This window comes from Actinomadura geliboluensis, from assembly GCF_043197915.1.
GTDB lineage: Bacteria > Actinomycetota > Actinomycetes > Streptosporangiales > Streptosporangiaceae > Spirillospora > Spirillospora geliboluensis.
In genome coordinates this window covers 1-12733 of the sequence record NZ_JBICUA010000017.1, presented here as the reverse complement: position 1 = coordinate 12733, position 12733 = coordinate 1, and the positions used below count along the sequence as shown (strand labels likewise).

Annotated in this window: 11 protein-coding genes; 5 read left to right on the top strand and 6 right to left on the bottom strand. The window is 72.8% G+C overall.

Features of this window, described 5'->3' with window-relative positions:
* Positions 1-115 precede the first annotated feature (115 nt).
* From ACGFI1_RS39490 to ACGFI1_RS39475, 4 genes are all read right to left on the bottom strand, one after another.
* Positions 116-1717: an acyl--CoA ligase family protein gene (locus tag ACGFI1_RS39490; RefSeq protein ID WP_392792814.1), complete on the bottom strand. Its 1602-nt coding sequence runs from the start codon at positions 1715-1717 to the stop codon at positions 116-118.
* Between the two features lie 81 nt (positions 1718-1798).
* The gene (locus ACGFI1_RS39485; protein WP_392742804.1) at positions 1799-2662 is read right to left on the bottom strand and encodes a hypothetical protein; all 864 of its coding nucleotides are present in this window, start codon (positions 2660-2662) and stop codon (positions 1799-1801) included.
* A 70-nt stretch (positions 2663-2732) separates the two neighbouring features.
* A complete protein-coding gene (gene murA / locus ACGFI1_RS39480) occupies positions 2733-4034 on the bottom strand; it encodes a UDP-N-acetylglucosamine 1-carboxyvinyltransferase (RefSeq protein ID WP_387077353.1) in 1302 nt (433 codons plus the stop codon).
* Between the two features lie 82 nt (positions 4035-4116).
* On the bottom strand, positions 4117-4506 hold the full coding sequence (locus ACGFI1_RS39475) for a nuclear transport factor 2 family protein (RefSeq protein ID WP_301177474.1): 390 nt from the start codon (positions 4504-4506) through the stop codon (positions 4117-4119).
* 87 nt (positions 4507-4593) lie between these two features.
* On the opposite strand from ACGFI1_RS39475, the gene ACGFI1_RS39470 reads away from it, so the two are divergent.
* The 3 genes from ACGFI1_RS39470 to ACGFI1_RS39460 all read left to right on the top strand — a co-directional run bounded on the left by ACGFI1_RS39470 (position 4594) and on the right by ACGFI1_RS39460 (position 6955).
* Complete coding sequence (locus ACGFI1_RS39470; protein ID WP_392792813.1) at positions 4594-5361, top strand: helix-turn-helix domain-containing protein; 768 nt, start codon at positions 4594-4596, stop codon at positions 5359-5361.
* Positions 5358-6230 (top strand): phosphotransferase family protein, encoded by an 873-nt coding sequence (locus tag ACGFI1_RS39465; RefSeq protein WP_392792812.1) that lies wholly within the window; start codon positions 5358-5360, stop codon positions 6228-6230. Before ACGFI1_RS39470 ends, ACGFI1_RS39465 begins: the two co-directional genes overlap by 4 nt.
* Before the next feature lie 224 nt (positions 6231-6454).
* Entirely contained in the window at positions 6455-6955 is a 501-nt protein-coding gene (locus ACGFI1_RS39460; protein WP_138639511.1) for a tetratricopeptide repeat protein, read from the top strand.
* Here ACGFI1_RS39460 and ACGFI1_RS39455 read toward each other — a convergent pair.
* Positions 6952-9444, bottom strand: coding sequence for a hypothetical protein (locus tag ACGFI1_RS39455; RefSeq protein WP_392792811.1), 2493 nt, complete (start codon positions 9442-9444; stop codon positions 6952-6954). The genes ACGFI1_RS39460 and ACGFI1_RS39455 overlap by 4 nt on opposite strands.
* A gap of 47 nt (positions 9445-9491) precedes the next feature.
* Here ACGFI1_RS39455 and ACGFI1_RS39450 point away from each other — a divergent pair, with 47 nt between their 5' ends.
* The gene (locus ACGFI1_RS39450) at positions 9492-10418 is read left to right on the top strand and encodes a hypothetical protein (RefSeq protein WP_392792810.1); all 927 of its coding nucleotides are present in this window, start codon (positions 9492-9494) and stop codon (positions 10416-10418) included.
* 41 nt (positions 10419-10459) lie between these two features.
* Positions 10460-11323 carry an alpha/beta hydrolase gene (locus ACGFI1_RS39445; protein ID WP_392792809.1) on the top strand — a complete coding sequence of 288 codons (864 nt, stop codon included), beginning with the start codon at positions 10460-10462 and terminating at the stop codon, positions 11321-11323.
* Between the two features lie 60 nt (positions 11324-11383).
* Here the strand turns inward: ACGFI1_RS39445 and ACGFI1_RS39440 are convergent, their stop codons facing one another.
* Positions 11384-12469 (bottom strand): DUF6461 domain-containing protein, encoded by a 1086-nt coding sequence (locus ACGFI1_RS39440; RefSeq protein ID WP_392792808.1) that lies wholly within the window; start codon positions 12467-12469, stop codon positions 11384-11386.
* Positions 12470-12733 lie beyond the last annotated feature (264 nt).

Here is a 12733-nt window from a genome sequence, read left to right as displayed (position 1 = left end):
TCCCCTCTCGACGAACGGCCGGCGGCCCGGCCCTCGCGCAGGGAACACTTCCCACGAACGGCCCGTCCTCACCCTGACGGGAGGCCCGATGCGGCAGGGGTTCCCGGCTTCCGGATCACCCCTGGACACGGCGGTCCCGCCCGGCCCACTCGCGCTCCCGGAGCTGGAACTTCTGGATCTTGCCGGTGGACGTCTTCGGCAGCTCGGCGACGAACTCCACCGTGTCGGGCGCCTTGTACCGGGCGAGGCTCTCCCGGACGTGCCCGATCAGCTCGTCCCCGGTCGCGGCGTGCCCGTCGCGGAGCACGACGAACGCCTTGGGGCGCTCGCCCCATTTGTCGTCGGGCACGGCGACGACGGCGACCTCCAGCACGGCCGGGTGCGAGTCGATGGCCCGCTCGACCTCGACCGTCGAGATGTTCTCGCCGCCGGAGATGATGATGTCCTTGGACCGGTCGCGCAGTTCGACGTAGCCGTCCGGGTGGCGGACGCCGAGGTCGCCGGAGTGGAACCAGCCGCCGCGGAACGCGTGCGCGGTGGCCTCCTCGTCCCGGTGGTAGCCCTTCATGACGTTGTTGCCGCGCATGACGATCTCGCCGAGCGTCTCCCCGTCGGCGGGGACGTCGGCCATGGCGTCGTCGACGACGCGCAGCCCGTCCGTCTGGACCATGCCGACGCCCTGCCGGGCCAGCAGCCGGGCCCGGTCGCCGGTGGGCAGGCCCGGCCAGCCGGGCTGCGGCTCGCACACCGAGTACGGGCCGTAGGTCTCGGTCAGCCCGTAGACGTGGACGATGCGCGCGCCGAGCCGCTCCATCTCCCCGATGATCGTCGGGCTCGGCGGCGCGCCCGCCGTCGTGACCGTCAGCGGCCGCTCCAGCGGATGCGCCTCCGCCGCGTTCGCGATCGTGACCAGCACGGTCGGGGCGCCGTTGAGGTGGGTGACGCCCTCGGCGTCGATGAGCCGCCACACCTCGGCGGCGGCGACGGCGCGCAGGCACACCTGCGTCCCGCCGATCGCGGCGAGCGCCCACGGCGTGCACCAGCCGTTGCAGTGGAACATCGGCAGCGTCCACAGGTAGACGCTGTCGGGCGTGTGCCGCGAGTGCAGGACTTCGCCGAGCGCGTTCAGGTAGGCGCCGCGATGGGTGTAGACGACGCCTTTGGGACGTCCCGTGGTGCCGGACGTGTAGTTGATCGAGATGGCGGCGTTCTCGTCGGGGACGTCCCAGGGCGGCGGGTCGTCGGAGCCGCGCGCCAGCAGGTCGGCGTAGCCGGTGCCGCCGACCGCCGGGTCGGCGTCCGCGCCCGGCGCCGGGATCGTGACGACCTGCGGCAGGCCGTCGGCGACGGGCGCGATCGACGGGTGCAGGGCCGCATCCACCACCAGCGCCTTCGCCCCCGAATGGTCGAGGATGTAGCGGATCTCCCCGGGCGCGAGCCGCGTGTTGATCGCGACGAGCACGGCCCCGGCCAGCGGCACGGCGAAGTGGGCGACGAGCAGCTCGGGGACGTTCGGCGCCAGGTAGGCGACCCGGTCGCCGGGCTCGATGCCGGACGCCCGCAGCGCGTGCGCCAGCCGGGTCGCCTCGGCGGCGAACTCGGCGTAGGTGGCGCGGCGGTCCCCGTGGACGTAGGCGGTCTTGTCCGGGAACACCTCCGCCGACCTCTTGAGGAAAGCGAGCGGTGTGAGCGCCGTGTAGCCCGGGCCGTTGTCCATCGGGAGCCTCCGGTGCCGTCTGCTGAGCGCGTCCGGCGCCTCAGCGCGGATGGGACCCTTCATGCTCCCACGGCGGCGGGCTCAGCCCACGGCGTTGCGGGTCAGGATGGAGACGGCCTTGACGGTCTGATGGCCGCGCCATTCCAGCCCGGCGGCCGGCGAGTAGCTGGTGAAGTCGACGCGCCAGCCGCCGTCGTCCTGCTGCTCCTCGTCGAGGCGCCGCAGCTCGGCTTGCACCACCTCGTCCTTGAACAGCGCCCTGGCGGGGCGTCCGGGGTAGGGCGCGAAGTCGAGGGGCCGCATCATCTCGTCCTCCAGGCCGCCTTGGACGTGCACGCAGCCGCTCTCCGGGATGTGCCTTCCGAGCGCCGCGATGGTCTCGGTGTCCTCGACGGCGTCGGCCAGCCAGAGCGTGAACGCCAGCTCCAGCGCGTGCAACTCGTCCTTCGCCCGGACGGTGTCGAGGCAGTAGCGGGTCGCGCGCTCCAGCCACGGATGCCCGGCGACGGCCTTGTCGTGGACGCCGACACGGTGCGCCATCGCGGCGACCACTGCGGTGATCTGCAGCGAGGACGACCCGGTGTCGGCGCCCGCCCAGAACGGCGCGCACCCGGCCGGGTCGGGGACGGGCAGCGCGAACGGGACGCCGCCGTCCGGCAGCGCGACCGACTCCAGCCAGTCGCAGAGCGCGGCGGCCTCCGGTGCCGTGGCGGGCGCCAGTTCCTCGAAGACCTCGAAGGCGTGCAGGGCCGGGCCCAGCTGGCTCGTCCGGGACCGCAGGTCGGGTTCCAGCCCGTGGCCGTAGCCGCCGTCGGGGTTCCGGTAGGCGTTCAGCGCGGACAGCAGCGCGTCCCCGTCACCGTCCCCCGTCAGCTGCTCGAAGCGGCGCCGGTCGAGCAGGCGCGCGTGCGTGGCCATGAAGTCGGATGCCTTGTCGATGTCCATGGCTCCAGCCTGGCCGCCGCGCCGGCATCCGTCTTGTAGGTTTCGGCCATCACCGGGTAAGAAGCGGCCGCTACCCTTCCCGCAGTGCGAGGCCCAGCGCCCGGAACTGCTCGACCGGGCGGTGGTAGCCGCGCTCGATGTGGTGGACGCCCCGCAGCGTGGACGGCCCCTCCGCGACGGCTGCCGCGAGCACCGCCGAGAACCCGGCCCGGATGTCGGGCATGGTCACGTCCCCGCCGCGGAGCTTGGTGACGCCCCGCACCACGGCCGAGTGCAGCGCCGCCGTGTCGTGGTACCGGCAGGCGGGCCCGCCCAGGCAGGTGTCGTAGACCTCTATCTCCGCGCCCATGCTCTGCAGCGCGGGCACGTACGCTAGCCGGTTCTCGTACACCGTCTCGTGCAGCACCGACATGCCCTCGGCCTGCGTGAAGAGCACCATCAGCGGCGTCTGCCAGTCCGTCGCGAACCCCGGATGGGTGTCGGTCTGCACGGCCGCGGGGCTCAGCCCGTCCGGCGCGGACGCCATGATCCAGTCATCGGTGATCTCGAACTCGGCGCCCATCCGGGCCAGCGTCGTGATCGCGGTGACGAGCCGGTCCTGCGGGCAGCCGTGCACCCGGACCTCTCCCCTGGTCACCAGCCCGGCCACCAGGTAGGAGAACGCCTCGATGCGGTCGCCGTCCAGCCGCGTCTGCGCCCCGCTCAGCCGCTCGACGCCCTCCACCACGATCCGCCGGTCGGGCGCGAACGAGATGCGCGCGCCCATCCGCTGCAGGAACAGCGCCAGCTCGATGATCTCCGGCTCGGTCGCGGCGTTGCGGATGACGGTCTTGCCCTGGGCCCGCACCGCCGCCAGCAGCACCGTCTCGGTGGCGCCGACACTCGGGTACGGGAGCTCGACACGGGTCCCGACCAGCCGCGACGCCCGCGCGTGGATCCCGTCGGCCTCGTGCGTCACCTCGGCCCCGAACGCGCGCAGCGCGTCCACGTGGAAGTCGACCGGGCGCCGCCCGATCGGGTCGCCGCCGACCAGCGGCACGAACGCCTCGCCCGCCAGGTGCAGCAGCGGCCCCAGCATCAGGATCGGGATGCGGTTCAGCCCGGTGAACGCCTTGCCGACGCTCGGGTCCGCCACCGGGCCCGGCACCACCGTGACGTCCCCGCCGGAGCGCTCCACCGTCATCCCGATGTGCTCCAGCATGCCCGCGGTGATGCCGACCTCGCCGACGTCCGGCGCGTTGCCGATGGTGCTCGGCGTCTCGCCCAGCATCGCCGCGACCATGTGCTTGCTGACCGCGTTCTTCGCCCCGCGCACGGTGACGTCCCCGCGCAGCGGCCCCGACGGCTCGATCTGCCAAAGCTTCTCAGTCACCCGTGCAGCCTACGGCGTCTCCGCCGCCGACCCGCCGGGCATCGCGTCAGCCGCCGAACGCGCCGACCGGGGCCGCACCGCGCTAGTTCTCGCCGGGCTCCCACCAGCTCAGGTTGGCGGTGGCCCGGGCCACCGGCTCGATGATCTCCCACGCCTCGGCGATCAGGTCGCCGTCGACGCGCAGGATGTCGACGATCGCGACCTCCGGGCCGCCGTCGGGAAGGCGGCGCCGGGAGTACATCACGACGTGGTCGCCGTCGGCGAGCACGTGCTCGATCTCGACCTGCATGCCGGCGAGCGGGACGAGCGCCGCGCGCACGTTGGCGAGCCATTCCTCCTTGGTGGACGTGGTCGCGTCGGGCCGGTGGTGGACGAAGTCGTCGCGCAGGAACGCTCCGAAGGCGTCGACGTCGCCCGTCCCGATGAGTTCTCCGAGTGCCTGCTGAACGAGGTTCTTGTTCGCTGTGGTCATGGACGAAGTTTCTCCGGGGTTCGCGTCGCTTGTCGATGAACTCCCATTTCATGGCGTCCTGCGGCGTGCTGAGTACCCTCGATGATCGTGGAAACGTTCGGGGAGCTCTTGCGCGGGTGGCGGCACCACCGGCGGCTCAGCCAGCTCGACCTCGCGATCGCCGCCGACGTCTCGGCCCGCCACGTCAGCCTGGTCGAGACGGGCAAGTCGAACCCGAGCCCCGCCATGGTCCTGCGGCTCGCCGAGCATCTCGACGTGCCGCTGCGCGAGCGCAACCGGCTGCTGCTCGCCGCCGGCTTCGCCCCCCGGTACCCCGAACGGCCGCTCGGCGGCGACGCCCTGCCCGCGGCACGGGACGCGGTCGCCAGGGTGCTCAGCGCGCACGAACCGTATCCGGCACTGGTCTTCGACCGCCGCTGGAACATCCTGATGACCAACCGCGCCATCGAACCGTTCTTCGCGACCGTCCACCCCGACCTCCTGCGGCCCCCGGTCAACCTGCTCCGGCTCGGCCTCGACCCGCGCGGGTTCGCTCCCCTGGTCGTCAACCTGGCCGATGTGCGCGCGGTCTTCCGCTCCAGGATCCTCCGGCAGCTGGCGAAGGCCCCCGATCCCGAGCTCACCGCGCTCTACGAGGAGCTGCTCGCCCCGGACGACCCCTCGGGCACCTCGATCGACGCCGACGTCGTCATCCCGATGATCATCCGCATCGGCGGCCGGGAGGTGCGGCTCTTCTCGACGATCACCACGTTCGGCACGCCGATGGACATCACGCTGGACGAGATCGCCATCGAGTCCTACTACCCGGCGGACGCCGAGAGCGCCGCCTACTTCGCCCCTCCGGACGCCCGATGACCGATGCGCAGCCGCCCGCCGAGGCCCTGGCATGGGCCGCCGAGGCGACCGGCGGACCGGTCCATGCCGTCCGCCGCCTCGCCGGCGGCACGCACGCCGCCACGCACCTGCTCGAAACGCCGCTCGGGCAGGCCGTCCTGCGCCGCTTCCCGCCCGGCGACACCGCCGCCGCGAACGAGGCCCACGTCCTCGAAGTCCTGGACGGCCTGCACGGCTGGGCCCCGCGCCTCCTCGGCTCCGACCCGTACGGAGCAGGCTGCGGGCAGCCCACGGTGCTGATCACCCGCCTCCCCGGCCGCGCCGACATCACGTCCGTCGACCCGGGCGCCGCCGCCGTCCAGCAGGGCCGCGTCCTGGCCCGCCTCCACGCCATCCCCACCGCGCGGCTCACCGGCTTCCGCGACGGCATGGCCGCAGCCGCCGCCTCACCCCGCCGCGCGGCCTCCGCTCCCGGTGCGCCGCTCCTGGCGGCCCACGGCCACCGCCTCACCGAAGCCGACCCCGTCCTCACCCACTACGACTTCTGGGCGGGCAACGTCCTGTGGCAGGGCGACACCCTCACCGGCGTGGTCGACTGGTCGGGCGCGTCCCTGGCACCGCGCGGCTTCGACGTCGCCTGGTGCCGCCTCGACCTCGTCCTCCTCCACGGCGCGGCCACTGCCGAAGCCTTCACCGACGCCTACGAGGAGGCGGGCGGCCCCGTCCCGGACCTGGCCCTGTGGGACGTCTTCGCCCTCACCAACTCCCACCGGTCCGTCGAAACGTGGCTCCCCAACTACCACTACCTGGGCCGGACGGACCTCACCTCGGACGACCTGCGCGAACGCCACACCGCCTGGACCGAGACCCGCCTCGCGGCCGCTTTCTGAGAGCCGTGACCCCGACGGCCTGTCGCAGGCCGACCGGGCTCCGGTGACGACTCCGCCTCGGTGGCCGCGCCGGTGCAGATGTGTGGGTTGGCACCGACGCGACCATGATCCCGACCTGTGTCGAGCGGTCCAATTGTGCCGCATGGCAGGTTGCAGCACCGTTGCGGCCCCGGCGATCACGGCGGCGCACCCGGCACCGGCACCGGGCGCCTATCCTCACAAGCATGATCACCCCCGATTGGGAGCGGCGGATCGCCGATCTCTGGGCCGCGTTCGACGACCACGAGCCCGCCGGCTTCCTCGCCGAGATGGAGGCGCTGACCGGCGAGCTCCCGCCCGGCGACCCGGTCGCCGAGTACGAGCTGGCGTCGGCGCACGACTCGATCGGCGACGAGGCGAGGGCCGCCGTCCACTACGAGCGGGCGTTCGCGGCCGGGCTGGACGGGACGCGCCGGCGCGAGGCGGCCGTCCAGTACGCCAGCACCCTTCGCAACCTGGGCCGGGCCGAGGAGAGCGTCGCCCTCCTGACCGCCGAGCGCGACGCCTGCTCCGACTCTCTGGACGACGCCGTGACCGCGTTCCTGGCGCTGGCGCTCACCGACCTCGGCCGCGAGAGGGAGGCGGTGTCGCTCGCCCTCGGCGCGCTCTCCCGCCACCTCCCGCAGTACAACCGCTCGCTCGCCAACTACGCGAAAGCCCTCATGCCGGACGAGGCCGCGGGCTAGCTCCCCTTTCCGGCGGACGCCTTCGCGCGGACGTCCCGGCGGGCCCGCGCCAGCAGCCGGTCCGGGGCGTCCGCGTACGCCCATGCGCGGTCGGGGGCGCCGGTGCGGCCGACCTGGACGAAGTGGCGCCGGGCCCGGTCGTGGTCACCGGCCCGGTAGAACACCGCGCCGAAGATGTGGTGGGCCTCCAGGTTCCGCGGATGGGGCCGCTCGGCGGACAGCCACCGGTCGGCGGCCTCTGCCAGGGCGGCGTGCACCGAGGGCCGGGCCAGGTAGCCGTTCAGGTCGTCCCAGGTGCCGATCTCGACGCCGATCTCCAGATGCGCCACCGCGAGCACCGCGGTGACCGGGTCGCCGGGCTCGGCCGCGGCGACGGCCGTCTCGGCGAAGTCGAGCACCTCGGCGTCCGAACCCCACCATTTCTTGCAGAGGACCTGCGAGCGGGAGATGTGACCCGCGTAGAGGGACGGGTCCCGCGCGGTGAGCTCCCGCCAGACGCGGTCCAGCTCGTCCCGTTCGAGCTGCATGCCGAGGCCGTGCCACTGGAGCCTGTCCCAGGGGACGGGGTCGGCGGGCAGCAGCTCGGCGGCACGGTGGAGCGGAGGACCGGCGAGGGCCAGCAGCCGCCAGAACCGGCCGAACCGCTCCGCTTCGACGTACTCGGCGCGGTAGGCGCTGCGGGCCTTCCACGCCTCACCGACGCGGGTCGAGCCGAGCCACAGGCACAGGTCCGGGTCGGTGGGTTCGGCCGCGGACAGCTCCGCCAGCCGCGCGCCCTGCCCGAGCGCGGCGTCGGTGAGGTTCTCCAGGTAGAGGCAGCGGGTCTCGGCGTCGTCGCGGGTGCCGGCCAGCAGTTCCAGGCCCGCGCGCAGGTCGCCGCCGCGCACCTTCGGCAGCGCCGCCGCGAGCGCCGCGTCCCGCCAGGCGGGCTCGCGCCGCCGCGCCCTGATCTTTCCGGGCAGCCCGAAGACGGTCGCCATCACTCCGGTCCGCGCCGCGCCGCTCTCCGGGGCGTCCGGCTCGGCCACCGGCGCCCCGATGCGGGCCGGGACGCCGTCGGCGGGACGCTCCGGCATGCGCACGACAGCCTCGGCGGGCGCATACCGGTCGATGTCGGCGACCGCGTCGGGGCCGGCGTTCCAGATGTTCGGCTCCACGCTGACCATCAGGCCGTCCAGGCCCACCAGCACGCGCCCCCCGTCCGGCCAGGCGAGCACGGCGGCGCACTGGTCGAACCGGACGGTGGCCATGGCCGGGCCGGTCAGCGAGGTGGCCCCGTCCCGGCCGACGATCAGCCCGCGCTGCACCTCGTCGGGACGGGTGTGGATCCGGCCGTCGACCGCGACCGTCGAGCCCACCGGCGCCGGGGCGAAGCGCGCGCCCTGCGGCTCCTCGTCCAGCGGGAGCATCAGCAGCGCGGTGTCGAGCATGGTCCGGCCGACCTCTTGGACGTCCTCCGGCCCGACCTCGTCCTGGGCGGCGAGGGTCTCCTCCAGCGTGCGCTGCGGCGCCCCCATCAGTTCGGCCACGCACGAGGCCATCGGCAGCGAGGCGCGGGCCTCGTCGGAGGCGCTCCGGGTGCGTCGCACCGCCACCAGTTCGGCCAGTTCGGCCGCGTCCACCGGCTCGGCGGCGAGGCGTTCGATCTCCGCCCGGAACCGCTCCGCCAGTTCCGGACGCGCCTCGGCGAGCCCGTCCGCGAACGCGAGTATCTCCGCGGTGTACCCGGGGCGCGCCAAGAACTCGACGCTCGTCGTGTAGCTCAGCGCGTTCTCCCGCCGCAGCACGCGGTGGAGGCGGCGGCCGAGGATCTCGCCGTAGATCCCGGCGGCGGGGCCGCGCGGCACGATGCCGGTCAGCGCGACGCCGTTGACGTCGGTGTTGAAGTACGCGGGCGTCCGGGGCAACGCGCTGGTCGGTTCCGGGCACGGTCGCCGCTCGCCCTCGGGAAGCGGCAGGGCGAGCCCTTCCGGCGGAGGCCCGCCGATGAGCGCGAGCGCCGCGTTGTTCCTGGTGAACCAGCGCGCCGTCCATTCCTTGACGTCGTCGGACGTGACAGCGCCGAGACCGTACTCGGGATAGGCGGGCAGGCCGTAGGTGGCCGCGCCGTAACGCCACAGCAGCAATCTGCCCGCCAGGCCGGGGTCGCGGCTCTCGGCCTCGGTCCGCAGGATGTTCTTCTCCGCTTCGAGGCGTTCCAAAGGAGGCGCGCCCAGCGAATGGCACACCGCCGTCAGGAAGGCGGCGACTTGGTCGGGCTCGCCATGCGTGACGAACGTCGTCGTGGTGGCGTCGACGGCGCCATTGTGGTGATAGTCGGCATCGCCGACGGCATGCAGCACCAGATGCTCCACCAGGTGGGTGAGGCCGCCCCTCGCGAGGGTCTCGTCCGCCCGCCCCACACGGAACATCAGCGCCGCCCGATAGTCATCGCCCGGCACGCCCTCGTTCCAGAACACGGGAACGCCGTCGATCTCGGTCCGCGTCACGTCCAAATGATCTCCCTTTCCAGGCCGCAAGATCGTACAATTCGCGGGTGCCGAAGAAGGTGACATATCGATATCGGGTGCCGTTCGCGACGTCCTGGCGCTCGTATCTGGTCCCGATCGGGCCGCTGGCCGTGCTCGTCCTGCTCACCGCGCTGTTCTGGGGAACGCACCACGCGCTGCTCACCGCCAGCACGGTCGACGCCGTCCGGCCCGGGAGCGTGCCCGGGGAGCTCCGCCCGGTCCTCTGGGTGGACGAGGGCCTGCGCTACCGGGTCCACGTCGTGGCGGCCGCCGAGGACCCCGGCACCTGCACGCTGGCCGGGCAGAAGGGCACCTACCCGGTGAACCTGGACCGCGCACGGCACGACGGCGACGCGGCGGAGATCAAGGGATACCGGTGGGTCGGGGCGTTCCGCGCGCCCGCCACCGACTACGTCGCGGTCACCTGCGAGCGGTCCAGCGAGGCACTCCGCGTCAAGGTGGACGCGCCCGGAGCGGGCCTGCTGGTGGCCCTGTTCGTGCTGTGGCCGCTGCTCCTCATCTGGACGGTGGTCAAGCTCTGGCGGATCCGGCGGCAGAGCGCGGGTCGCACCCTCATCCGGCGCCCGCCCGACCCGCCGGCACGCGCGGCACGGGCGGCCCTCGCCGCGGGCGACCGGGCCCAGACCACGGTGTACTTCCGCAACGGCACCTTCGTCCCCGCCGGAACCCGCGAGCCGGATCCGGCGGCCGCCTTCGCCGAGGAGCGGCTGGCGGCCCCCCGCGACCCGGACGACTTCCGGACAACCCCCGCCGACGACGGCGGCAAGCTGGTCATCTTCCCGGACCTCACCGTGTATCTCGCCCCCGGCGAGGTCAAGCACGCCGGGGCGGCGGATCTCGGCCGCCAGGCCCTCGCGAAGATCCGGCTGGACGCCCGGACGCCCGAGGTGGCACGCGTCCGTGCGGCCGAGGACCTCGCCGCCCGCACCTGACCCGCGGCAGGACGCCCAGCGCCGAATCGTTGGAGTCGCGCATGACCCCGAGCTGGACTCCCGGCCCGGTAGACGTGCCGGGGTCGGTTCAATACCTGCTGACCAACGAGGACGAGCCCACGGACCGCTGGCACATCTCCGTGTCAGTGCCGCCTCCCGCACTGCGCGCGGACGCGGAGCCGGTCGCGGTCCTGTACCTCCTCGACGGATTCCTCACCTTCCTGACCACCGCGCACATCGCACAGACGACCCTGGCCTACTCGCTGCGGCAGCTGCGCCCCGTCGCCGTCGACGGCATCTCCCCCGCCACCGGCGACCCCGAGCGGCTGACCGCCCAGCGCGTCCGGGACCTGACGCCGACCAGCGCCACGTCCCGCTACCTGCGCGGCAAGACCCCGTACGGGACGGGCGGCGCCGACGCGATGCTCGACCTGATCCACCAGGCGATCGCACCGTTCGTGGAGTCGGCTCACCCGCTCGATCCCGGGGATCGGGGACTCAGCGGCTTCTCCCTGGGCGGACTGTTCACCTGCTGGGCCCTAACACGCCGTCCTGAAGGATTCCGCCGGTTCCTGGCGGTCAGCCCGTCGCTCTGGTGGGACGACCATCTGCTGCTCGACGGACGCCGGTCGCCCGTCGCAGACCGGGCGGCCGGCGACGTCTACCTGGCCGTGGGCGAACGGGAGAACAGCCCCGTCCGCGGCTGGCCGCTCCTGCCCGCCGCGATGCAGGAGACCTTATCCGGGCTCGACATGGTCACCGACCTGGCGCGATTCACCGCCCGGCTGCGCGAGCACCCGGCCCTCAAGACCCACAGCGAAGTCATCCCGGACGAACAGCACGCCACCGTCTGGCCGGCGGCCGTGACCCGCGGCCTCGTCCACCTCTACCGCACCGCCCCCTGACCACCCGGGGTCGCCGCCAGGACCACGGAGACGGCTGGCGTCTGGACCGCTAGCTCGGGTTCAGGTCAGGCTCGCGTCGCCGCGGAGGGCGTGCAGGACGGCACTCTCCTGAGCCGGGTCGCGGAGGCCGGGCGGGCCCTGCGTCAACGGGCGGAGCACGGCGCGGGCGGCCGCGTGCGGCTCCGGCCACAGCGCGGCCCTCAGTGCCTCCGCGAACCAGCCCAGCAGCGACACCTCGGTCCGTTCGTCGTCGCTCATCTTGGAGCGGTCGAACGGAGCGTTGAGCGACCGCGCCGCCTGACGTGAGCGCGTCAGCCAGGACCGAACACGCATACCGAGTTCGGACGTGGGCGAGACCTCGACCGGCTCGCCGCGCTCGGCCGCGGTGACCGCCTCGGCCAGGCCGGGGGTTCCGTCGACGCCGAGGACCGATGCCAGGCGCATCGCCTCGCGCGCGGCGACGGAGCGGAGCACGTGCGGCGGGGCGGCGTCGAGGGCCGCGATCATTTCGGGGTCCGTGGGCCCATGGCCGAGCCAGGGCTCGGCGGCACTGAACCACGGTTCGATCTCAGCGGACAGGAGCCGCCCGGAGAAGGCGTCCCGATGCGGAAGCACGCCGGTGATGAGACCCGCGAGAAGGAGGGCGGGGACGTAGGCGCGCGATACAGAGTCGTCCTCGTCATCGAGGTCCGGGTTCAGGCCCGCCGTGCGCATCTTCCCCAGCAGGCGGTCGGGCTCGCTGCCCCACCGGTGACCGGGCCAGGTGGGCTCGAATCCGGTGACGAGCGTCCCATCGACGGCGTAACCGAAGCCGTGGTCGGCGTAATCGTGCCGCTGCACCGACACGGCCTCGGTGCCCCGGGACAGCGCCTTGAGCAGCTCGATGAGCGACCCCTGGTAACCGTCAGGCTCGATCAGGATCGTCCAGGCACCGAGGTCCAGAGCGAATGCGACGTTCGCGTAACCCGCCTCGTAGGACGCGTACATTTCGCTCGCCTCCTGCAAGGTACGGTGATGAAACGTGTCTTGGAGGCCGCCCAGACGCAACAACGCGTCGGTTTCCTCGACGCCTTTGATGAAGGTGAAGCAGTAAATCTCGTTGAACGACTCAGCCCACTTGATGTCGTCGTACGAGACGTTGAGCATGGCTCCTCCGAAAAGGTCGGCGGCACGGCCCGTTGATCACCTCGGCAGCTTGTGCCGCGCGGGATCCGTGTGACGCCATCCTCCTGCGAGCCACTGACAAAATGGCCCTCGCGATTCACCTCGTCGCGGGGCCGCGCTCAACCACCCGGCCTCGATCTACTGGGCCGGAAAATGAGAAAGGCCCCGCCGAAAACGGCGGGGCCTTCCTGCAATATGTGTCCGGCGGCGTCCTACTCTCCCACACGGTCTCCCATGCAGTACCAT

Excerpts from the sequence above, each read along its gene's own strand:
- ACGFI1_RS39465 (WP_392792812.1), top strand. The coding sequence starts at position 5,358 with ATGACCGATGCGCAGCCGCCCGCCGAGGCCCTGGCATGGGCCGCCGAG.
- ACGFI1_RS39475 (WP_301177474.1), bottom strand. The coding sequence starts at position 4,506 with ATGACCACAGCGAACAAGAACCTCGTTCAGCAGGCACTCGGAGAACTC.
- ACGFI1_RS39445 (WP_392792809.1), top strand. The coding sequence starts at position 10,460 with ATGACCCCGAGCTGGACTCCCGGCCCGGTAGACGTGCCGGGGTCGGTT.
- ACGFI1_RS39460 (WP_138639511.1), top strand. The coding sequence starts at position 6,455 with ATGATCACCCCCGATTGGGAGCGGCGGATCGCCGATCTCTGGGCCGCG.
- ACGFI1_RS39485 (WP_392742804.1), bottom strand. The coding sequence starts at position 2,662 with ATGGACATCGACAAGGCATCCGACTTCATGGCCACGCACGCGCGCCTG.
- ACGFI1_RS39440 (WP_392792808.1), bottom strand. The coding sequence starts at position 12,469 with ATGCTCAACGTCTCGTACGACGACATCAAGTGGGCTGAGTCGTTCAAC.
- ACGFI1_RS39490 (WP_392792814.1), bottom strand. The coding sequence starts at position 1,717 with ATGGACAACGGCCCGGGCTACACGGCGCTCACACCGCTCGCTTTCCTC.